The organism is Neoaquamicrobium sediminum (genome assembly GCF_013240295.1).
Taxonomy (GTDB): Bacteria; Pseudomonadota; Alphaproteobacteria; order Rhizobiales; family Rhizobiaceae; genus Aerobium; species Aerobium sediminum.
Window position 1 is genome coordinate 1,209,163 of record NZ_JABETK010000001.1, and the last position, 20,945, is coordinate 1,230,107.

Annotated in this window: 14 protein-coding genes and 6 pseudogenes; 8 read left to right on the top strand and 12 right to left on the bottom strand. The window is 63.5% G+C overall.

What is annotated here, in order from left to right:
* Nucleotide 1 precedes the first annotated feature (1 nt).
* Both HK436_RS05745 and HK436_RS05750 read left to right on the top strand, forming a co-directional pair.
* Nucleotides 2-1,243 carry an aconitase X gene (locus HK436_RS05745; RefSeq protein ID WP_173188001.1) on the top strand — a complete coding sequence of 414 codons (1,242 nt, stop codon included), beginning with the start codon at nt 2-4 and terminating at the stop codon, nt 1,241-1,243.
* The gene (locus HK436_RS05750; RefSeq protein ID WP_376769131.1) at nt 1,222-1,647 is read left to right on the top strand and encodes an aconitase X swivel domain-containing protein; all 426 of its coding nucleotides are present in this window, start codon (nt 1,222-1,224) and stop codon (nt 1,645-1,647) included. Before HK436_RS05745 ends, HK436_RS05750 begins: the two co-directional genes overlap by 22 nt.
* Nucleotides 1,648-1,865: 218 nt before the next feature.
* Here HK436_RS05750 and HK436_RS05755 read toward each other — a convergent pair.
* Nucleotides 1,866-2,866: pseudogene (locus HK436_RS05755) on the bottom strand (2-hydroxyacid dehydrogenase).
* Between the two features lie 182 nt (nt 2,867-3,048).
* Between HK436_RS05755 and HK436_RS05760 the strand changes: the two are divergent.
* Entirely contained in the window at nt 3,049-3,606 is a 558-nt protein-coding gene (locus HK436_RS05760) for an SH3 domain-containing protein (protein WP_173188005.1), read from the top strand.
* Between the two features lie 266 nt (nt 3,607-3,872).
* On the opposite strand, the gene irrA is transcribed toward HK436_RS05760, so the two are convergent.
* On the bottom strand, nt 3,873-4,298 hold the full coding sequence (irrA, locus tag HK436_RS05765) for an iron response transcriptional regulator IrrA (RefSeq protein WP_173188007.1): 426 nt from the start codon (nt 4,296-4,298) through the stop codon (nt 3,873-3,875).
* Nucleotides 4,299-4,529: 231 nt separating this feature from the next.
* Here irrA and fabA point away from each other — a divergent pair, with 231 nt between their 5' ends.
* The 4 genes and pseudogenes from fabA to HK436_RS05785 all read left to right on the top strand — a co-directional run bounded on the left by fabA (nt 4,530) and on the right by HK436_RS05785 (nt 8,751).
* Nucleotides 4,530-5,045 carry a 3-hydroxyacyl-[acyl-carrier-protein] dehydratase FabA gene (fabA, locus tag HK436_RS05770; RefSeq protein ID WP_173188009.1) on the top strand — a complete coding sequence of 172 codons (516 nt, stop codon included), beginning with the start codon at nt 4,530-4,532 and terminating at the stop codon, nt 5,043-5,045.
* Nucleotides 5,046-5,082: 37 nt separating this feature from the next.
* Nucleotides 5,083-6,302 (top strand): annotated as a pseudogene (fabB, locus tag HK436_RS05775) (beta-ketoacyl-ACP synthase I).
* 13 nt (nt 6,303-6,315) lie between these two features.
* Nucleotides 6,316-7,122: an enoyl-ACP reductase FabI gene (fabI, locus tag HK436_RS05780; protein WP_173188011.1), complete on the top strand. Its 807-nt coding sequence runs from the start codon at nt 6,316-6,318 to the stop codon at nt 7,120-7,122.
* A 96-nt stretch (nt 7,123-7,218) separates the two neighbouring features.
* Nucleotides 7,219-8,751, top strand: coding sequence for a putative bifunctional diguanylate cyclase/phosphodiesterase (locus HK436_RS05785; protein ID WP_173188013.1), 1,533 nt, complete (start codon nt 7,219-7,221; stop codon nt 8,749-8,751).
* Nucleotides 8,752-8,758: 7 nt separating this feature from the next.
* On the opposite strand, the pseudogene HK436_RS05790 reads toward HK436_RS05785, so the two are convergent.
* The 4 genes and pseudogenes from HK436_RS05790 to HK436_RS05805 all read right to left on the bottom strand — a co-directional run bounded on the left by HK436_RS05790 (nt 8,759) and on the right by HK436_RS05805 (nt 13,801).
* Nucleotides 8,759-9,780 (bottom strand): annotated as a pseudogene (locus HK436_RS05790) (class I SAM-dependent methyltransferase).
* Between the two features lie 77 nt (nt 9,781-9,857).
* Entirely contained in the window at nt 9,858-12,008 is a 2,151-nt protein-coding gene (gene pnp / locus HK436_RS05795; RefSeq protein WP_173188015.1) for a polyribonucleotide nucleotidyltransferase, read from the bottom strand.
* A 279-nt stretch (nt 12,009-12,287) separates the two neighbouring features.
* Nucleotides 12,288-12,557, bottom strand: coding sequence for a 30S ribosomal protein S15 (gene rpsO, locus HK436_RS05800; RefSeq protein ID WP_173188017.1), 270 nt, complete (start codon nt 12,555-12,557; stop codon nt 12,288-12,290).
* Nucleotides 12,558-12,715: 158 nt separating this feature from the next.
* The gene (locus HK436_RS05805) at nt 12,716-13,801 is read right to left on the bottom strand and encodes a sensor histidine kinase (RefSeq protein ID WP_312860505.1); all 1,086 of its coding nucleotides are present in this window, start codon (nt 13,799-13,801) and stop codon (nt 12,716-12,718) included.
* On the opposite strand from HK436_RS05805, the gene HK436_RS31165 reads away from it, so the two are divergent.
* A complete protein-coding gene (locus HK436_RS31165) occupies nt 13,779-14,231 on the top strand; it encodes a hypothetical protein (protein ID WP_244648552.1) in 453 nt (150 codons plus the stop codon). The two genes, HK436_RS05805 and HK436_RS31165, sit on opposite strands and share 23 nt — an antisense overlap.
* A gap of 325 nt (nt 14,232-14,556) precedes the next feature.
* Here the strand turns inward: HK436_RS31165 and truB (HK436_RS33405) are convergent.
* The 6 genes and pseudogenes from truB (HK436_RS33405) to nusA all read right to left on the bottom strand — a co-directional run.
* Nucleotides 14,557-14,790: pseudogene (gene truB, locus HK436_RS33405) on the bottom strand (tRNA pseudouridine(55) synthase TruB); the annotation flags it as partial.
* A gap of 18 nt (nt 14,791-14,808) precedes the next feature.
* Nucleotides 14,809-15,537: pseudogene (gene truB, locus HK436_RS05810) on the bottom strand (tRNA pseudouridine(55) synthase TruB); the annotation flags it as partial.
* Nucleotides 15,538-15,539: 2 nt separating this feature from the next.
* The gene (gene rbfA, locus HK436_RS05815; RefSeq protein ID WP_173188021.1) at nt 15,540-15,947 is read right to left on the bottom strand and encodes a 30S ribosome-binding factor RbfA; all 408 of its coding nucleotides are present in this window, start codon (nt 15,945-15,947) and stop codon (nt 15,540-15,542) included.
* 116 nt (nt 15,948-16,063) lie between these two features.
* The gene (gene infB / locus HK436_RS05820; RefSeq protein WP_173188023.1) at nt 16,064-18,622 is read right to left on the bottom strand and encodes a translation initiation factor IF-2; all 2,559 of its coding nucleotides are present in this window, start codon (nt 18,620-18,622) and stop codon (nt 16,064-16,066) included.
* Nucleotides 18,619-19,268: pseudogene (locus tag HK436_RS05825) on the bottom strand (RNA-binding protein). The gene infB and the pseudogene HK436_RS05825 overlap by 4 nt, the downstream one beginning before the upstream one ends.
* 33 nt (nt 19,269-19,301) lie before the next feature.
* Complete coding sequence (nusA, locus tag HK436_RS05830) at nt 19,302-20,906, bottom strand: transcription termination factor NusA (RefSeq protein ID WP_173188025.1); 1,605 nt, start codon at nt 20,904-20,906, stop codon at nt 19,302-19,304.
* Between the last annotated feature and the right edge of the window lie 39 nt (nt 20,907-20,945).

Genomic DNA, 20,945 nt, shown 5'->3' on the forward strand with positions numbered 1-20,945 from the left:
ATTGCTTACGGATATAGAACGCCACATTGCGGCGGGCACCGACGGAGCCGCCATGGCGATGCGGATCGTCGCGGAGGCTGCGCGACTGATGGGCGCGCCGCGGCTGATCCCGATAGCGTCCGCGCATATCGATGGGGCGCTTTATCATGGCGATTCCGGCACGCTGTTTGCCGAAAGGCTGGTCGAGGGTGGCGCCAGGGTTTCCGTGCGGGCAACGCTCAACGTCGGCGCGCTCGATCTGACCGGCTGCGCGCGCGTCCGGCTTGAGGAACCGGCACGGTCAATGGCAGCCCGGATGATGTCGGCGTACCGCACGCTGGGGTGCGAGCCGACATGGACCTGCGCGCCCTATCAGGCGGGCCACCGGCCGGCACGCGGCACGGATGTGGCATGGGGCGAATCCAACGCGGTCGTCTTCTGCAACTCCGTGCTCGGCGCGCGCACCAACCGCTACGGCGACTTCCTCGACATTGCCTGCGCCATCGCCGGCCGCGCGCCCGACTATGGTCTGCACAGGCCGGAGAACCGAAAAGCGACCGTTGTTTTCGACGTTTCCGGTCTGCCATCGGATTTCGTGGAGGCCGATTTCGCGTGGCCGATCCTCGGCAGTCTCTACGGACGTGAAGTGGGCGACGCCATCGGCGTCGTCGCCGGCATGGGTGGCAGTCCCGACGAAGACGCGCTCAAGGCGTTCGGCGCGGCGGCGGCTTCGACCGGTGCGGTAGGCCTGTTCCACATCGCCGGCGTCACGCCTGAGGCGGCCGATTTGGAGACCGCGCTGGACCATGCCGAACCGGCTGAGGTGATCCGGGTCGACATCGGGATGGTCGCCCACGCGCGGGCGCGTCTTTCGACCGCCGAACGGCCGGACAGGATCGACGCCGTGGCAATCGGCAGCCCGCACCTTTCCAGCGAGGAACTGGTAAGGCTAGAGCGTCTGGTGGGCGGCCGCAGGCTTGCGGTGCCAATCTATGCCTGCACCGGGCGCCACGTGCTGGCGTCGCTCGGGCCGGATCGGCGTACCGCGCTGGAGAAAACCGGCGTTATCCTCGTGGCCGACACATGCGTCGTCGTTACCCCGATCATGCCGGCACTTGCCGACGGCGTGCTGATGACCAATTCGGGCAAGTTCGCGCATTACGCGCCCGGCAACACTGGCTATTCGGTGCTTTACGGATCGCTTGCCGAATGCGTCGAAAGCGCCGTTTCGGGGAGGCCGCAGTGGACGGGGTCCCTGTCGTGAAGGGCGATGTGCTTGTCGAAGGTGCCAGCGGTACTGGCGAGGGCCTCGTGCTTTCGGCGCCGATCAGCTTCTGGGGCGGCGTCGACCCCAAATCCGGCAGGATCGCCGATGTGCGCCATCCCCAGCACGGCCGATCCATTGCCGGAACGGTGCTTTTCCTGCCGGGCACGATCGGCTCTTCGTCGGCATCCGCGGTCCTTCTGGAACTCGTCAGCGCCGGCAAGGCCCCGGCCGCGCTCGTTCTTCACGAGCCGGACGCAATCCTGCTGCTTGGGCTTGTCGTGGCCAAGGAGATGGGCCTGCACGTGCCTATGGCTGTCAGGCTGGACAGGACCGCGTTTGCGGCTTTCGCGGGTAAGAGCGTGAGCGTCGGCGGGGACGGCATGGTTGCGGTGAAAGCCTAGCGGTAGCGGTCTTACAGTGCGTCCTTCGAGGCTCGCTCCGCTCGCACCTCAGGATGAGGGAGGTGGTTTGTCGGCCCCACAGAGCAGCGCACTCGATGCTCAACGTTCCTCATCCGGAAGAATGTTGGAGATCGAGCCCACAACATGGTCGGCACTAGAGCCAACCTTCCTCATCCTGAGGTGCGAGCGGAGCGAGCCTCGAAGGACGCACCTACCGCCTACACCCGAGACGGCAGCACTCGGTCCGGGGGCGGTGGCCGTCGAAGAAGGTGCGGATGTTGATAATCACCTTCTCGCCCATATCGATGCGGCCCTCGATGGTGGCCGATCCCATGTGAGGGAGAATCACGACCTTGCCCTTGGCGGCGAGGCGGACGAGCTTGGGATTGACCGCCGGCTCATGCTCGAACACGTCGAGGCCCGCACCGGCCAGCTTGCCGGTCTCGAGCATCGTGACCAGCGCATCCTCGTCGATGATGTCGCCGCGTGCCGTGTTGACCACGTAAGCGGTCGGCTGCAGCAGCGCGAGCCGCCGCGCCGAAAGCAGATGAAAGGTTCCCGGCGTCGAGGGGCAGTTGACCGAGATGATATCCATGCGGGCAAGCATCTGGTCCAGGCTGTCCCAATAGGTCGCTTCCAGCGCATCCTCGGTGGCAGGCGCCACCCGGTGGCGATTATGATAGTGGATCGAGAGGCCGAACGCCTTGGCGCGGCGGGCGACGGCCGTGCCGATGCGGCCCATGCCGACGATGCCGAGCCGCTTGCCCCAGATGCGACGGCCGAGCATCCAGGTCGGCGACCAGCCGGCCCATTTGCCGTCATCGGTCAGCATCGCCGCACCTTCGGTGAGGCGGCGCGGCACGGCCAGCATGAGCGCCATCGTCATGTCCGCCGTGTCCTCGGTGAGCACGTTGGGCGTGTTGGTGACCATGATGCCTTTGGCAGCGGCGGCGGCTACATCGATATTGTCCACGCCGTTGCCGAAATTGGCGATCAGCTTGAGGTTCTCGCCGGCCTGAGCGATCAGCGAGGCATCGATTCGATCGGTGACGGTCGGCACGAGCACGTCGGCTTCCTTGACCGCAGCGACAAGCTCCGGCTGGGTCAGCGGCCGGTCCTCAACATTCAGCCGTGCGTCGAAAAGCTCCCGCATGCGGGTCTCGATCGCATCCGGCAGCTTGCGGCTGATCACGACGAGAGGCTTTTTCCTGCCGGCCATCAGTTCCTCGAATCCGGGTCTTGTTGAGACCTCTTTAACCAAGATTGGCGACACTTGGGAATGGCGTCGGCCCGGTCGCGGTTCTCGATCCTGTGTATCAAGCCGCCCTGCCGATGACAAAGAAAAAGGGCCGGTGGCAATGCCGCCGCACCCGAGCAGACTTGGGTATCGTGGGTAAGGTCATGTCTTCACGCATCGTGTTTCGTGCGCTTCTGTGCAGCACGCTGGCACTGGTTTCGCTGGCTACCGTCTCCGTGACTGTGCCCCTGGGACAGGCGGCCGCACAAACTGCGGCGGTCGGCCCCAGCGGATTACCGCTGCCGCGCTTCGTCAGCCTCAAATCAAACCGTGTGAACCTGCGCATCGGGCCCGGCATCAACTATCCGGTGGACTGGCTCTATCTGAAATCGGGCGTACCGATGGAGATCATTCAGGAGTACGACAACTGGCGGCGTGTACGCGATGCGGATGGCGCGGAAGGCTGGATCAACCAGTCGCTGCTGTCGGGCCGGCGCACGGCGGTGGCAGCACCCTGGCAGCGCGGCGAGGATACCGAACTGCTGCTGCGCACCGATCCGGACACGACGTCGCGCATCGTCGCCAAGCTGGAGCCCGGCGTGATCGGCACGCTCAAGACCTGTAACGGGCAGTGGTGCGAGATGGAATTTTCCGGCCATCGCGGCTGGATCAGCCAGACCCAGATCTGGGGCGCCTATCCAGGCGAGACCTACAAGGACTAAGGTTTCGCTGCTTGGCACCGCTCGTGTGTGAAGTGGGTGCGTCCTTCGAGGCTCGCCCGCCAAGACCTTTCTCTAGCCTTACACCGAGACACGTGGCTCGCACCTCAGGATGAGGAAGGTCGTGGCCATCGGGCGCCGGTTCTGGAAGGCTATGGCATTTTCGGCTGGGCACGACCTACCTCATCCTGAGGTGCGAGCCCGCAATCCCTTGCAATGTATGATATTGCAACCGCCGGGCGAGCCTCTAAGGACGCACCCGAAAACAACTACCGCGCCTTTGGCCTCAGGCGCACGACGATGTCGACATTGGCGATTTCCATGCCTTCCGGAGGTTCCGGGAGGTTGTGGACCGAAACCGGGCCGGTCTCGATGTCCATCACGCGGTTTTCGCCCTCGATGAAGAAGTGATGATGGTCCGACGTGTTGGTGTCGAAATAGGTCTTTGACCCTTCGACGGCCAGAATGCGCAGGAGGCCGGCATCCGTGAACTGGTGGAGCGTATTGTAGACCGTCGCCAGCGACACGGCCACGCCCGCAACGAGGGCTTCCTCGTGCAGCTCCTCGGCCGAAAGGTGCCTGTCTCCCTTGGCAAACAGCAACTCGGCCAGAGCAATGCGCTGCCGCGTCGGCCGCAATCCGGCATCGCGGACGCGCGTCTCGACTTCGGCGGGTTGATTGCAGTCAGTTTCCATCAAGCCGATTTGCTTCCCTGATCGACGCCGCGGACCCGATTCGGGCATTTCTCCATACGGCAATGTTGTCAATATATATTCGGTCGCAGAAATGCGATCAATAGCGGCACATTGACCCTCGATGATGCGCAAGATAGAGCGCGTCGGTGGTTTCCTGTCCGAAACAGTCTGTGATAGGGGATGGCCCTAACAGGCAGTGACAGAGCCCGGACGGCGAAGGGACGGAGGACTATGGTCGAACAGAAATCGAGCTACGATTACGAAGATCTGCTTGCCTGCGCACGCGGCGAGCTGTTCGGGCCGGGCAACGCCCAGCTTCCCTACCCGCCGATGCTGATGTTCGACCGCATTACCGACATCAGCGAGACCGGAGGCGAATTCGACAAGGGCTATATCCGCGCTGAACTCGACATACGCCGCGACCTCTGGTTCTTCCCCTGCCACTTCATCCAGAACCCGGTGATGCCCGGCTGCCTCGGCCTCGACGCCATGTGGCAGATGACGGGCTTTTTCCTGGGCTGGCTGGGCGAACCGGGCAAGGGCATGGCCCTTTCGACCGGCGAGGTGAAGTTCAAGGGCATGGTCACGCCTTCGGTCAAGAAGGTCGAGTACGGCGTCGATTTCAAGCGCGTGATGCGCGGCCGGCTGGTGCTTGGCATTGCGGACGGCTGGCTAAAGGCCGATGGCGAACCCATCTACAAGGCCACCGATCTGCGCGTCGGCCTTGCCAAGCAGGAAGCCGAATGAGCGGTCGGCCAACGACATCGAATTCAGGGAGCGTCAGATGAGACGTGTAGTCGTAACGGGCCTGGGCATCGTTTCCTCGATCGGGAACAATGCGGACGAAGTGCAGGCATCGCTTCGCGACGCCAAATCCGGCATCAGCTTTTCCAACGATTTCGCCGAGCACGGCTTCAGGTGCCAGGTCTGGGGGCGCCGACGCTCGACCCGACCGAACTGGTCGACCGCCGCGCCATGCGCTTCCTGTCCAAGGGCGGGGCGTGGAACCACGTCGCGATGGAACAGGCGATTGCCGATGCGGGCCTCGAAGAAGGCGACATCACCAACGAGCGCACCGGCATCGTCATGGGCTCGGGCGGACCTTCGACACGCATGATCGTCGAGGCTGCCGCGATCACGGAAAAGAACGGTAGCCCGAAGCGGATCGGCCCCTTTGCCGTGCCGAAGGCGATGTCGTCCACCGCATCGGCAACGCTGGCGACCTGGTTCAAGATCCACGGCGTGAACTACTCGATCTCGTCGGCCTGCTCGACCTCGGCACACTGCATCGGCAACGCCTACGAGCTGATCCAGTGGGGCAAGCAGGACATGGTCTTCGCGGGTGGCCACGAGGATCTCGACTGGACGATGTCGAACCTGTTCGACGCCATGGGCGCGATGTCTTCCAAGTTCAACGACAGGCCGGAAGTCGCTTCGCGCGCCTATGACCTGAACCGCGACGGGTTCGTCATCGCCGGCGGCGCGGGCGTTCTGGTGCTCGAGGAACTGGAGCACGCCAAGGCGCGTGGCGCCAAGATCTATGCCGAAGTGGTCGGGTACGGCGCGACGTCGGACGGCTACGACATGGTAGCGCCTTCAGGCGAAGGCGCGGTTCGCTGCATGCGCCAGGCGCTTTCGAGCGTGAAGGGGGACGTGGACTACATCAACACGCACGGCACCTCGACGCCCGTGGGCGATTCCCGCGAGATGGGCGCGATCCGCGAGGTCTTCGGCGACAAGCTGCCGAACATTACCTCGACGAAGTCGCTGACGGGCCATTCGCTAGGTGCGGCCGGTGTGCAGGAATCGATCTACTCGATCCTGATGATGCAGGGCGGGTTCATCGGCGAAAGCGCCCATATCGAGGATTTCGATCCCGAATTCGAAGGCATGCCGGTAGTGCGCAAGCGCATCGACAACGCCAAGATCGATACCGTGCTCTCCAACTCCTTCGGCTTCGGAGGCACAAACGCGACGCTGGTCTTCCAGCGCCATCAGGGCTGACGGGACCACACGCATGGACGGACTGATGAAAGGCAAGCGCGGCCTCGTGATGGGGGTCGCCAACGATCACTCGATCGCCTGGGGCATCGCCAAGCAGCTTGCCGACCATGGCGCGGAACTGGCCTTCACCTATCAGGGCGAAGCTTTCGGCCGCCGGGTGAAGCCGCTTGCCGATCAGGTTGGCGCAAAGCAGGTGCTTTCCTGTGATGTCGAAGACAGCGAGAGCGTGGCCTCGGTGTTCGACACGCTGAAGAGCGAATGGGGCTCGCTGGACTTCGTCGTCCACGCGATCGGCTTTTCCGACCGCAACGAGCTCAAAGGGCTCTATGCCGACACCACGCGTGAAAACTTCGTCCGCACGATGGTGATTTCCTGTTTCTCCTTCACCGAGGTGGCGCGAGGTGCTGCGGCGCTTATGGCGAATGGCGGATCGATGATCACGCTGACCTATGCGGGTTCGGTGCGCGTCATGCCGAATTACAACGTCATGGGCGTTGCCAAGGCAGGGCTCGAGGCCAGCGTCCGCTACCTGGCCAACGATTTCGGCCCGCGCGGCATCCGCGTCAACGGCCTGTCGGCCGGTCCGGTTCGTACGCTTGCAGGTGCGGGCATCTCCGATGCGCGGCTGATGTATGGCTACCAGCAGCGCAATTCACCGCTGCGCCGCACCGTGTCGCACGAGGAGGTCGGCCGGTCGGCTCTCTACCTGTTGTCCGATCTTTCTTCCGGCGTGACTGGCGAAATCCATTATGTGGATTCCGGATATCACATCGTTTCCATGCCGACACTGGACGAACTGAAGCGCACCGACGAAGGCTGAAACAGCGCAACCGACGAAAAACCAATTCTAATGAACGTCGGAAACGGTTCTTAAGGAATAACAGATATATCCTGCCAGGGTTCAGGGGACTCTGGCATGGACAAAATGCATAATCCGGTAAGAAGCCTTGGCTTCCGCCTCGCGACGATTGCGGTTACTGGCGTCTGCAGTTTCGTAATCGGCCTGTGGGGCATCAAGCTCGGCTTCGGTCCGCACATCGGCGGTGTACCGGCTGAACTGCTGAGCGCCATGCTTGCGACGCTGTGCGCGCTTGCCGCGTCGCTTGCCGTCATGTCGTTCTTCGCTGGCGTCGAGGAATCCGCAGCCTATGTCTACAAGGAAACGCAGCTCGACAAGCTGACCGGGCTGCACGCCCGCACGGCAATGATCGGCAAGATCGCCGAATCTGCTTCAGCGACGATCCGCTCCGGCGAGCCGGTTTTCCTGATCGACATCGACATCGACCGGTTCAAGCAGATCAACGAATCGATCGGCTACAGCCACGGCGACCAGCTTATCCGGGTATTCGCCCAGCGGCTGAAGGACCTCCTGCCCGAAGGCACCGAAATCGGCCGTATAGGCGCCGGCGAGTTCGCGGTTCTGATCCCCGACACACCGGATACGGGCTCCGTCGACACGCTCGTCGAATATCTCATCGACAATCTCATGGAGCCCTACCAGCTTCCCTCGCACCTGCAATCGGTGAACCTGTCGGTCGGTATCGTCGCCATGCCCAAGGACGGGCTGGACCCGGTGATCCTGCTGCGCCGTTCGAACCTGGCGCTGCAACATGCGCGGGCGGGCGGCATCGGCAACTGGTCGGTTTTCCACCAGCAGATGGGTCTCGTCGCCGAATACCGGCAGTGGATCGAATCGGAACTCCATACCGCATTCGAGCGTGGGGATTTCGTCGTCCACTACCAGCCGCAATACGATCTGCTGAGCGGCAAGGTCGTCGGCTATGAGGCGCTTGTGCGCTGGCGGCACCCCGAGCGGGGCATGATCCCACCGCAGGAGTTCGTGCCGATTGCCGAAGAAACGGGAATGATCGCGCTTATCGGTGAATGGGTATTGCGCAAAGCATGCGCGGACGCCCACCTGATGCCGCCTGAGTGTTCCGTGGCCGTCAACATCTCGACCGTCCAGTTCATGACGAAAGACTTCCTCTCGCAGGTGCGGGGCGTCATCAAGGCAACCGGCATCGAACCGCACCGATTAGAGCTGGAAGTCACGGAAACGGCCATGATGCAGGACCGTGAGCGAGCCGCCACCATTCTGGAGGAACTCGCCAGAATGGGGATCTCGGTAGCCGTGGACGATTTCGGCACCGGGTATTCCAATCTTTCCTATCTGATCGATTTCACGTTCAAGAAACTGAAGATCGACCAGTCATTCGTCCGCCGGCTCGAGACGGACGCCAATTCAGGCGCCGTCGTTTCAACCATCGTGGGTCTGTCGCGCGCGCTTGGCGTGCGCACGATCGCCGAGGGCGTGGAGACGGAAAACCAGGCAACGCTGCTCAAGGCCGCCGGCTGCGAAGTCGTCCAGGGCTATCTGTTCGGCAAACCGGCTCCATTGCAGGTGCGCGAGACCCATGTTGAGCCTCCACGACGGGTCGCAACGGCGTAGCGCGGGATCATCGCACTGCCCAAAGCACCTTGAAGCGTGTATCGCGCACCGTCTCGCCATGGCGGGCAAAAGCGCTTTCCAGCACAGCTTCGTAGGGTAGCTGCCGGTTGGCGACCATGAACAGTCTGCCACCCGGCCGCAGCGCAGCACTGGCAGCCTTGATCATGCCCTCGCCAATAGACGGTTCCGCCGCGCGCCCCTGATGAAATGGCGGGTTCATCACGATGACGTCGTATCTGCGCTCTACGGGCTCGGCCAGCAGATCGTACCAGAGAACCCGGCTTTCGACGCTGCGCACAAGGTTGTTCATATTGGCCTTGGCTGCGACACAGGCTGAAAAGCCTGCCTCGAACAGCTCGATCGTGCGGATGGCAGGCGCGCGCTCGGCCAACTGGACAGACAGATAACCCCAGCCGGCACCGAAGTCGGCTGCGTCGCCTTCCAGATTTTCGGGCAGGTTCTCGGCCAGCAGTTTCGAGGCCGGATCGATGTGTTCCTGCGAAAAGACGCCAGGCACGGTAAGAAACCCGCCATCCAGCAGAAGGGGCGGGTTGGCTGCCTCCAGCGCCTCAATGGCGGCATCGGTCGACTCCGAGCGCATCATCCAGAAGACAACGCCATGGTTCTTCGATGCGTGATCGTCGATCGGCATCAGGTCGGCGAGGCGCTTGCGCAGGCTTGCGGCACCATCGGTCTTGCCGCCTGCAACGACGATGCGACCGCCTTCGCGCGTACGCTTCAGCGCCTCGGCGACCCATAGTTCGTTCTGGCCGCGATGGCGCCCCGTCAGGACCAGGGTGAGATCATACCCTTCGCCGTCGGGCTGCGGAACCACCGTATGGGTTCCGCCCTCAAGCACACGGAATGTCGGGCGAAAATCCTGTTGGAGCGTGACGTTTTCAGGAATCCCGCCGGCAAGACGAAGCCGGGATCTGCGTTGAGAAAGAGAACCCTGGCGTCAGCACCCGGCCCTTCCAGCAATCCCGTATCGAAAGGATGAAAAAGGGTCTTGAGCGTTCCGTCGTTCATTGTTGGCAGTCCTTACAAGAGAAACGGGCGCAAGCCTTTCGGCTGCGCCCGCCCCCCTCAAAGCAGTCAGTCAGATATCAGGCGTCGGCCTCTTCGGCGTCTTCCTTCTTCTTGTCCTTGGCAAGTTCCTTACCGGTCTCCTGGTCAACGACCTTCATGGAGAGCCGCACCTTGCCGCGCTCGTCGAAGCCCATCAGCTTGACCCAAACCTTGTCGCCTTCCTTGACGACGTCCGTGGTCTTCTGGACGCGCTCCGGCGCGAGCTGCGAGATGTGGACGAGGCCGTCCTTGGGGCCGAAGAAGTTGACGAAGGCGCCGAAGTCGGCGGTCTTGACGACCGTACCCTCGTAGATCTCGCCGACTTCCGGCTCGGCAACGATGGTGTGGATCCACTTCTTCGCCGCTTCGATCTCCTTGGCGTTGGACGAAGCGATCTTGACCGTGCCGTCATCCTCGATGTTGATCTTCGCACCGGTCTTTTCGACGATCTCGCGGATCACCTTGCCGCCGGAGCCGATCACGTCGCGGATCTTGTCGGTCGGAATGTTCATCACCTCGATGCGCGGCGCGAACTCGCCGAGCTCCGAACGGGCGCCGGTCAGGGCCTTGCCCATCTCGCCGAGAATGTGCTCGCGGCCGCCCTTGGCCTGCTCGAGCGCGACTTTCATGATCTCCTCGGTGATGCCGGCGATCTTGATGTCCATCTGCAGCGAGGTGATGCCGGCGCTGGTGCCGGCAACCTTGAAGTCCATGTCGCCGAGGTGATCCTCGTCACCGAGAATGTCGGAGAGAACCGCAAAGCGCTCGCCTTCGAGGATCAGGCCCATGGCGATACCGGCAACCGGCTTCTGGAGCGGCACGCCGGCATCCATCAGCGCCAGCGAGGTGCCGCAGACGGTCGCCATCGAGGACGAGCCGTTGGACTCGGTGATCTCGGAAACCACGCGCAGCGTGTACGGGAACTGCTCGGCGGCCGGCAGCATCGGATGAATGGCGCGCCAAGCAAGCTTGCCGTGGCCGATCTCACGACGTCCCGGAGAGCCGATGCGGCCGGTCTCACCCACCGAATAGGGCGGGAAGTTGTAGTGCAGCAGGAAGGCTTCCTTGCGCGTGCCGGTCAGTTCGTCGACGAACTGCTCGTCCTCGCCGGTGCCGAGCGTTGCGACGACAACCGCCTGCGTCTCGCCGCGGGTGAACACGGCAGAGCCGTGTGTGCGCGGCAGAACGCCGACTTCCGAAACGATCGGGCGAACGGTCTTGAGATCCCGGCCGTCGATACGGCTACCGGTATCGAGGATATTCCAGCGCACGATCTTGGCCTGGAGCTCCTTGAACACCGAACCGACCTGCTCGGCAGTCCATGCAGTGTCGTCAGCGCCCTCGGGCAGCAGCGTTGCCTTCACCTTCGCCTTGGCGGCGTCGACGGCGGCGTAGCGGGCCTGCTTGTCGGTGTTCTTGTAGGCGGCGCGCAGTTCGTCCTCGATCAGGCCGAGCATGGTCTGCTCGAGTTCCTTGAGATCGGGCGCAACGTGGTCGCGCGGGTCCTTGGCAGCCACTTCCGCCAGCTTGATGATCGCATCAATGACCGGCTGGAAGGCCTTGTGGCCGAACATGACGGCGCCGAGCATGATCTCCTCGGAGAGCTCATGGGCCTCGGATTCGACCATCATGACCGCATCGGTCGTGCCGGCCACAACCAGATCGAGCTTCGATTCCGGCATCTCGTCGATGTGCGGGTTCAGCGCGTATTCGCCACCGATGTAGCCGACGCGGGCAGCCGCGATGGGGCCCATGAACGGCACGCCCGAGAGCGTCAGCGCCGCCGACGTCGCGACCATGGCGAGGATGTCCGGATCGTTCTCGAGGTCGTGCTGGAGAACGGTGACGATGATCTGGGTGTCGTTCTTGTAGCCTTCGGCAAAGAGCGGGCGGATCGGCCGGTCGATCAGGCGCGACGTCAGCGTTTCCTTTTCGCTCGGACGGCCTTCACGCTTGAAGAAGCCGCCGGGGATCTTGCCGGCCGCGAACGTCTTTTCCTGGTAGTTGACGGTCAGCGGGAAGAAATCGAGGCCCGGCTTTGGCTCCTTGGCGGAAACGACCGTGGCGAGCACAACCGTTTCGCCGTAGGTGGCGAGCACGGCGCCGTCGGCCTGCCGCGCGATCTTGCCGGTTTCCAGAATCAGGGGGCGACCGCCCCACTCGATTTCCACTTTGTGATGATTGAACATGTCTTGTCCTTCAATACGGGAACGGGGCGCGCCAGCTCTTGCGGCACGGAGAATGTTCCCTTGCTTCGTTGCAGGACGAGCCACGGGCAAGACAACGGGACGCTTCGCTTTGAAGAGGGCGGCGGAAACCGCCAAAAGCGCCCTGCAATCCTGCCCCATGACCCTGTCCTGGGGCGGCTCCGACATACTGCCTTGTCCGTTGCGGAGCCGGGCGGGCGGCATGTGGGCCACCCATGTGAAAGGCCGGCGGACCCTCGCGGAACCGCCGGCCAAACTGACTTATCGGCGCAGGCCGAGCTTCTCGATCAGCGTCTGATAACGGGCTTCGTCCTTGCGCTTGAGATAATCAAGCAGGCTGCGCCGCTGTGAGACGAGGGCAAGCAGACCACGACGGGAATGGTTGTCCTTCTTGTGATCCTTGAAGTGTTCGGTCAGGTTCTTGATGCGCTCTGAAAGAACCGCCACCTGGACTTCCGGAGAACCGGTGTCGCCCTTCTTGGTCGCGAACTCGCTCATCAATTCCTGCTTACGCTCTGCGGTAATCGACATCGCGCTTTTCCTTATATGTTGGAGGAAACGGGTCGCCCACAGCCAGGATGTCGTCCAGCAGGGGCCGGTGAACATGCGCTCAAATGCGGATGTTGCGGGGCATATAGTGTAAAATCCGCTGGATTGCCAGCGAAATCGCCGAGCCGGCGCAAAGCCCGTCAGGGTTCGTCCCCGTCGCCCTCGGCATCTGCCCGTTCGGGTTCCAGCCGCGCGATCGGTATCGTGAAACGGCATTCGAGCCCGTTGGGGTGAATGACGCGCTCGATCTGCGCGTCCAGCGTTCCGCCGAGCATGCGCTCGATGACCTCCGTGCCGAAGCCGGGCGTGACTGTGCGCCGTCGTAGACGGGGCACGAATTCGCGCCAGAGAAGATCGAGCTGCCCCTGGCTGCGCTTCCACTGGATCGTCAGCCGGCCGGAAGGTGTGGCGAAAGCCCCGTATTTGGATGCGTTCGTGGCCAGTTCATGCAGTGCCAGACCCAGCGTCTGCGCCGCCTGGTTCGAGAGCCGGAACGCGGTGCCCTTGATCTCCAGGCGCTCGCCGTCGCTTGGCCGGAAAGGTTCGATCTGCGCTTCGATCAGCTCACGCAATTCGACACCGACGGCGCCGCCGGCAATCAGCAGATCGGTAGAACGGGCCAGCCCATGCACCCGCTTTTGAAAGGCATCCTGGAATGCCGCGAAGGTGCGCGCATGACGGGCCGTCTGCTTTGCGATGGACGATACGACGGTGAGCTGGTTCTTTGACCGATGAGCGACTTCCCGCATGAGGAAGCGAATCTCGTTTTCGGCAGCCTGACGATCTACAGATGCTTGCGCCAACGCCAGAGACACGGTGGAAATCTCGGCAACAGGATACTCTGCCGGCTCGACCCTTTCGCCCGCGCCCAAGCGACGCGCATCGCGCGCAAGCCGGCGGATGGGCTTCGATATCTGACGTCCGAGCACCCAGGCAAGCAGTGCGCCAAGGGCGATGATGGTGAGGCCGCCTAGCGCCAGTACCCGCAAGGTGCGTTCCAACGGCGCCTGAACCACGGCGGTGGGCGCCCACACGATAGTCTCCCAATCGCTGCGCGACGAGGAAGACCGGATCGTCTCGTAAGACTCGCCCTCGAGCTCCACGGAATCGCGCAATGTCGAGCCCGCTTCCGACTTGCTGGTCGCTTCGGCCAGAAAGAAGGGCTTTCCGATATCGGAGCTCATATATGACGAGGTGAGCACTGTGCCTTCGCCATCGACCAGCACCGCATTCCAGCCGCCGCGCAGGTTTCGGCTTGCAAGGATCCGAAAGACGCTCCGCGTCCTGCGTCAGTATCAGCAGACGCACCTGCCCATTATCAACACGCACCGGGAGGATTACGTTGAAGACCCAGCGCTGGGCGATCTGCCCGAAGAATGCGCTCGAGACCGCGGGTTCGGCGCTTGCCAGCGCTTTGCGCGCGGTTTCGACATCCGAGATCTTTCCCAGAGGCGAACCAAATGGGACGCGCGTATTCATAAGCTGGTTAAGGTTCTCGTCGGTGATGATGAGATAGGCGTCCGAACCTTCCAGCGCCCGGTCTGCGCGATAATAAAAATCCGCCAGGTTGTCGGCGCCGGCCGAGCGCGAGGTGGCCAGAACGCGCAGTGTCGTCAACATGCCCGAGAGCTGCCGGTCGACGGTTTCAGCGATTGAACCGGCTGTCGCCTCGGCAAGCGTCGAGACCATTTCCTGCTGGGCCTGGTTGTTGCGCTGGAGAAGCATCACCGCGAAAATCAGCGCGGGGATGATGATCGCAGATCATCAAAAGCGACAGGATCGCGCCAACCGAAATCTGGCCTATGCGGTTGCGCGACCTGGCCGCCGACGACGCAGGCGCCCCAGCCTCGGCAAGCTCTGGATTGTGAGCAGGCCGCGTCTTTTGCGACACCTGACTGGTACTATCGCTCATTTTCCAGATTCATCCACGGAATGCATGGGACAGACAATGCCCGCTGGCGCGCGGTTTCGCCAGAGGAAATCAGAGGCTGAAGACCCGTTTTGGCTTGAACATGCCCGCCTCGATCGCGCCGATCGCCACCAGCCTGCCCCGAGCGAAGGCGCAGGCCTCGTCAGCCTGCGCGGGTGCATCGCGTCCGCGCACGATGACAGGGTTGCCGAGCCTGAGACGAGCGGCCGTGTCGTCGTTGACCACCACCTGCGGCAGGCAGTCGAGAGCCGCGCCGGTGTCCATCAGGAGTGCATCGAGCGCCTTCCACTGATCCGGTCCGGGGCGCGGCGCCTGTGGGGCGTCATCCTCTTCGGTCGCCGTCGGCTGCACCGACGCGATTGCCTGCTCGATTTCGGCCATGGTGACCAGCTCATCCGCGGTGAACGGATCGACCTCCGTTCTGCGGAGCTCCGAGATATGTCCGTAGCAGCCCAGGTCGCGCCCCATGTCGCGCGCCAGCGAACGCACATAAGTACCCTTGCCGCACTCGATTTCGAACACCGTCGCATCCGCGCCGCGCATCTCCACCAGATCGAAACGGCCGATTTCCACCTCGCGGGCAGGGATGTCGACGGCTTCGCCTTCGCGCGCCAGATCGTAGGCTCGTTCGCCGGCTATCTTGATGGCTGAAAACTGCGGCGGGATCTGCATTATCACGCCGGTATATTTCGGCAGGAGCGCGCGGATCGCCTGCTCATCAGGGCGTTCCGGCGAGGACCTTGTTACCTCGCCCTCGAGATCATCGGTGGAGCGTTCCTCGCCCCAGCTCACCGTGAAGCGGTAGACCTTGGCGCCGTCCTGTACATAGGGAACGGTCTTGGTCGCTTCTCCAAGCGCAATCGGCAGCATGCCAGAGGCAAGCGGGTCGAGCGTGCCGGCGTGGCCGGCCTTGTCGGCGCCGTAGAGCCACTTGATCTTGGACACGGCCTCGGTCGACCCCATGCCGAGCGGCTTGTCCAGGACCATCCAGCCAGAAACCGGCCGGCCCTTCTTCTTGCGTTGGCGCGCCATTGCTATTCCTCGTCGTTGCCGTCGTTATCGAGATCGCGCGCGACTTCCGGAGAACGCAGCAATTCGTCTATGCGGGCCATGTTGTCGTAGCTGGTGTCGAGCCGGAAGCGGAATTCCGGCATGTATTTCATCTGCTTGAGAGCGCCCGAAACGCGGCCGCGAATGAATTTGGCGTTGCGCGCCAGCGCCTTGATGACCGCCTGGTCGTCGGCAGCACCCAGCGGCGTGACGAACGCGGTCGCGATCTTGAGGTCGGGCGACATGCTGACCTCGGAGATCGAAATCACGGTGGATTCGATGAGATCGTCGCGGACCTCGCCGCGCTGGAGCACGTCGGAGAGAGCATGGCGCACCTGCTCGCCCACGCGAAGCTGGCGCTGGGATGGGCCTGAACTGGAAAAGCGGGACATGGTGGCTGTTTCCTGTGTCGCGGCGGCCGGGATGGAACCGGACGCCCGTTGCACACGCGCCGGCGGCGGGACAACCCGCCGCCAGCGTCAGTGAACTTGCAAGTAGCTGCCGGGCGCTAGAGCGTCCGCGTGACCATCTCGACGCGATAGGCCTCGATGACGTCGCCCTGACGGATGTCCTCGTAGTTGGCGAACGCCATGCCGCATTCCTGGCCGACGGGCACTTCCGAGACTTCGTCCTTGAAGCGCTTGAGCGTCTTCAGCGTACCCTCGTGGATGACGACGTTGTCGCGGATCAGGCGCACGCCGGCACCGCGTTCCATCTTGCCTTCGGTCACGCGGCAGCCCGCCACCTTGCCGACCTTGGTGATGTTGAACACCTCGAGGATCTCGGCGTTGCCGAGGAAGGTCTCGCGGCGCTCAGGCGACAGCAGGCCGGACATGGCCGCTTTGATGTCGTCCACCAGATCGTAGATGATGTTGTAGTAGCGGATCTCGATGCCGGCCTGCTCGGCCGCGTCGCGCGCCTGCTTGTTGGCACGGACGTTGAAGCCGATGATCGCGGCCCCGCTGGTTTCGGCCAGCGAGATGTCGCTCTCGGTGATGGCACCGGCGCCCGAGTGAACGACACGGGCACGCACCTCGTCGGTCCCGAGCTTGTCGAGCGCGGCGACGATCGCCTCGATCGAGCCCTGCACGTCGCCCTTGATAAGAAGCGTGAACTCCTTGAGACCGGTCGTCTGAAGCTGAGACATCATCTGCTCGAGCGAGCCGCGCTGTCCAGCCTGGCGGGCAACCGCCTTCTCGCGGGCAAGCCGCTGACGATATTCGGAAATCTCGCGCGCCCGCGCCTCGTTCTCGACGACGGCGAAGCGGTCGCCGGCCTGCGGCGGACCCTGGAGACCGAGCACCTCGACGGGCATCGACGGACCGGCTTCCTTGATCTGGTCGCCATGGTCGTTGACGAGCGCACGCACGCGGCCCCACTCGTTGCCGGCGACGAGAATGTCGCCCGGCTTGAGCGTTCCGGCCTGAACGAGCACGGTCGCAACCGAGCCGCGCCCCTTGTCCAGCTTCGCCTCGATGACGACGCCCTCGGCCGTCCGGTCCGGATTGGCCTTGAGGTCGAGAATCTCGGCCTGGAGCAGGATCGCGTCGAGCAACTTGTCGAGGTTGGTGCCCTTGGTGGCCGAAACCTCGACGTCGAGCACCTCACCACCCATGGATTCGACGAACACCTCGTGCTGGAGAAGTTCGGTCCGAACCTTCTGCGGGTTGGCTTCCGGCTTGTCGATCTTGTTGATGGCAACGATGATCGGCACGCCTGCTGCCTTGGCGTGATTGATGGACTCGATCGTCTGCGGCATCACGCTGTCGTCAGCGGCAACCACCAGCACCGCAATGTCGGTGGCCTGGGCGCCGCGGGCGCGCATCGCGGTGAACGCGGCGTGACCGGGCGTATCGATGAAGGTGATCTTCTGACCGCCTTGTTCGACCTGATAAGCGCCGATGTGCTGGGTGATGCCGCCCGCCTCGCCAGCCACGACGTTCGCGTGGCGGATGGCGTCGAGCAGCGAGGTCTTGCCGTGGTCGACGTGACCCATGATGGTGACGACCGGCGAACGCGACTTCAGGTCCTCGGCGTTGTCCTCGATATTGAACAGGCCTTCCTCGACGTCGGACTCGGCAACGCGGCGCACCGTGTGACCGAATTCCGAAGCGACCAGTTCGGCCGTGTCGGCGTCGAGCACGTCGCCGGGCTTCATCATCTGGCCCTGCTTCATGAAGTACTTGACGATATCGACCGCCCGCTCGGCCATGCGGTTGGCGAGTTCCTGGATCGTGATCGTCTCGGGCAGCACCACTTCGCGCATGATCTTCTCGCGCGTCTCGCCGTGCATGGCGCGCTTGAACTTCTCCTGGCGGCGGCGCATCGACGACAGCGAACGGCCGCGCGCCTCGTCACCGGCGAGCGCGGCATTCAGGGTGAGCTTGCCACGGCGGCGATCTTCCTCGCCCTTGGCCTTGACGGGCTTCGGGGTGGCAACCTCCGGCTTGACCGGGCCGCGCTTGACGGCGGCGGCACCACGCGGCTTGGCCTCTTCCTCGTCCTCGACGGCCCGCGTTTCAGCGGCAGGGGCGCGGCGGCGCGCTTCTTCTTCCGAACGACGACGGGCTTCTGCCTCGGCCTGGAGACGGGCTTCCTCTTCCGCCTGACGGCGCGCGGATTCCTCGCGCTCGTGGCGGCGGCGCTCTTCTTCCTCGGCGCGACGCGCGGCATCCTCGGCCGCGCGCTTGCGTTCCTCAACCTCGCGCACCTTGGAATCCTGCAGCGCACGACGGCGCGCGTCCATCTCCTCGGTGGAGAGCTCGTTCAGCACCATGCCCGAACGCGACGACGGCGCCGGCGCAGGAACGGCCGGACGCGGCGGCGCCGGCGGCTGCGGCGCCTCGGGCTGCGGCGCGCGCGGCTTCAGCGTCACCGCGGGCTGCGGCGCTTCCTGCTTCTCGCCAGGCAAGGAAAACTTGCGCTTCTTGGTCTCGACGACGACAGCCTTCGTCCGCCCGTGCGAGAAGTTCTGACGCACCGTGCCCTGCTCCATGCCGGGGCGCTTCAGCGTCAGCGTCTTCTTCGGGTTTACGCTCAGCGTCTTGTCGTCTTTGGTATCACTCATTCCATATCCTCTGCGGCGTCATCATGATCGCCGGTTGCCGCAAGCATCATCCGGTCTTCGGGGGAACCGCCCCTGTATCGGTCAAGCGCCACCATGCGCTTAAGCACCGCCTTGCCCGTATCACCAGCGAGCACGGCTGCATGTATCACATTTGTACCCCCAATGCCAAACCCAATTCGGCCTCCGAAAAGAGTTTGTAGGCGGGGATGGACGGGCCTTCCTGCCACACGACCGCACGGCGGGCCTGGTCGAGCTTGCGCACACCATCTGGAGAGGCCTCCAGGGCATGCAGAACCAGCGCGGCCTTGCCGGAGCGGATCGCACTATCGACCTTGGCCGCACCCATGACCAACTGTCCGGCCTTGCGGGCAAGTCCGAGAGAGCCAAGCGCCGCACGCGCCATCAGCATGTCAACCATACCGCCCAGATCATCGGGCGGCGTCACCTTGGCCTTGAACGCCCGGGAGAAGAGGTTCTTGCGGGCCGCTTCCTCGACGTGAATGCGTTCCGCGCTAACCCAGCATCCACGACCCGGGAGCTGCCTCTTGAGATCGGGAACGACGGACATGTCCGGAGCCACGACGAAGCGCAGCAAGCCATCCGGCTCGCCCGCCCGGCGCGTCACTATACATGTGCGTTCGTTCATCTCGTTCAAGGGCTCTCCCGGCCGGACGCATCATCATGCTCCGGTCGCTTCTTCCTCTTCGGCGGTTTCCTCGGCCTCTTCGACCAGGTCTTCTTCGCTGATCCAGCCCATCTTCAGACGGGCGGCGACAACCATCTGCTCAGCATCGGCACGGCTGACGCCGAAGTCCGCGAGCACGCCAGGATAGAACTTCGTCTCGCCATCCTTGCGCTCTTTCCAGCCGACCAGATCGTCGATCGCGTAGCCGGCAAAATCCTCGATCGTCTTCACGCCATCCTCGCCAAGGGTGACCATCATGGCGGTGGTGACGCCCGGAATCTCACGCAGCTCGTCCTCGACGCCCAGTTCACGGCGCTTGGCGTCGTGCTCGGCCTCGATCTTCTCGAGGTATTCGCGGGCGCGCATCTGGATCTCTTCAGCCGTGCCTTCATCGAAGCCGTCGATCGAGGAAATCTCGTCCGACTCGACATAGGCGACTTCCTCGACCGAGGTGAAACCTTCGGACGCCAGCACCTGGCCGACCATCTCGTCGACGTTGAGCGCATCCATGAACAGCGAGGAGCGTTCGACGAATTCCTTCTGGCGACGCTCGCTTTCCTCCTGCTCGGTCAGGATATCGATATCCCAGCCGGTGAGCTGCGAAGCGAGGCGCACGTTCTGGCCGCGACGGCCGATCGCCAGCGAGAGCTGGTCGTCCGGCACCACAACCTCGATGCGCTCGGCCTCCTCGTCGAGCACGACCTTGGCCACTTCGGCAGGCTGGAGCGCGTTGACGATGAAGGCAGCCGCATCCTGCGACCACGGAATGATGTCGATCTTTTCGCCGCCCAGCTCGCCGACGACGGCCTGCACGCGCGAACCGCGCATACCGACGCAGGCGCCGACGGGATCGATCGATGACTCACGCGAGATGACGGCGATCTTGGCGCGCGAGCCCGGATCACGGGCCACCGACTTGATCTCGATGATGCCGTCGTAAATCTCCGGCACTTCCATGGTGAACAGCTTCGCCATGAACTGCGGGTGAGTGCGCGACAGGAAAATCTGCGGCCCGCGCTGCTCGCGGCGCACGTCATAGACATAGGCGCGAACGCGGTCGCCATACTTGAAGTTCTCGCGGGGGATCAGCTCGTCGCGACGGATGATCGCCTCGCCGCGGCCAAGGTCGACCACGACGTTGCCGTATTCAACGCGCTTGACGGAGCCGTTGACGATCTCGCCGATACGATCCTTGTATTCATCGTACTGGCGGTCGCGCTCGGCCTCGCGCACCTTCTGCACGATGACCTGCTTGGCAGACTGGGCTGCAATGCGGCCGAAATCCATCGGCGGGAGCTGCTCGGCGATGAAGTCGCCGACCTGGGCATCGGGGTTGCGGGTGCGGGCATCGGCCAGCGAAAGCTCGCGCGCCGATTCCTCGACTTCCTCGACCACCTCGAGAAGCCGCTGCAGCTTCATCTCGCCGGTGTTGGGGTTGATGTCGGCGCGGATGTTGGTTTCCTGACCATAGCGCGAGCGCGCCGCCTTCTGGATCGCATCGGCCATCGCCGCGATCACGATCTGCTTGTCGATCGACTTTTCGCGCGCGACCGCATCGGCGATCTGCAGAAGTTCCAGCCTGTTTGCACTGACTGCCATGTTAGTCTCCTCGGGCATTTCCACCGGCACCTGCCGGAT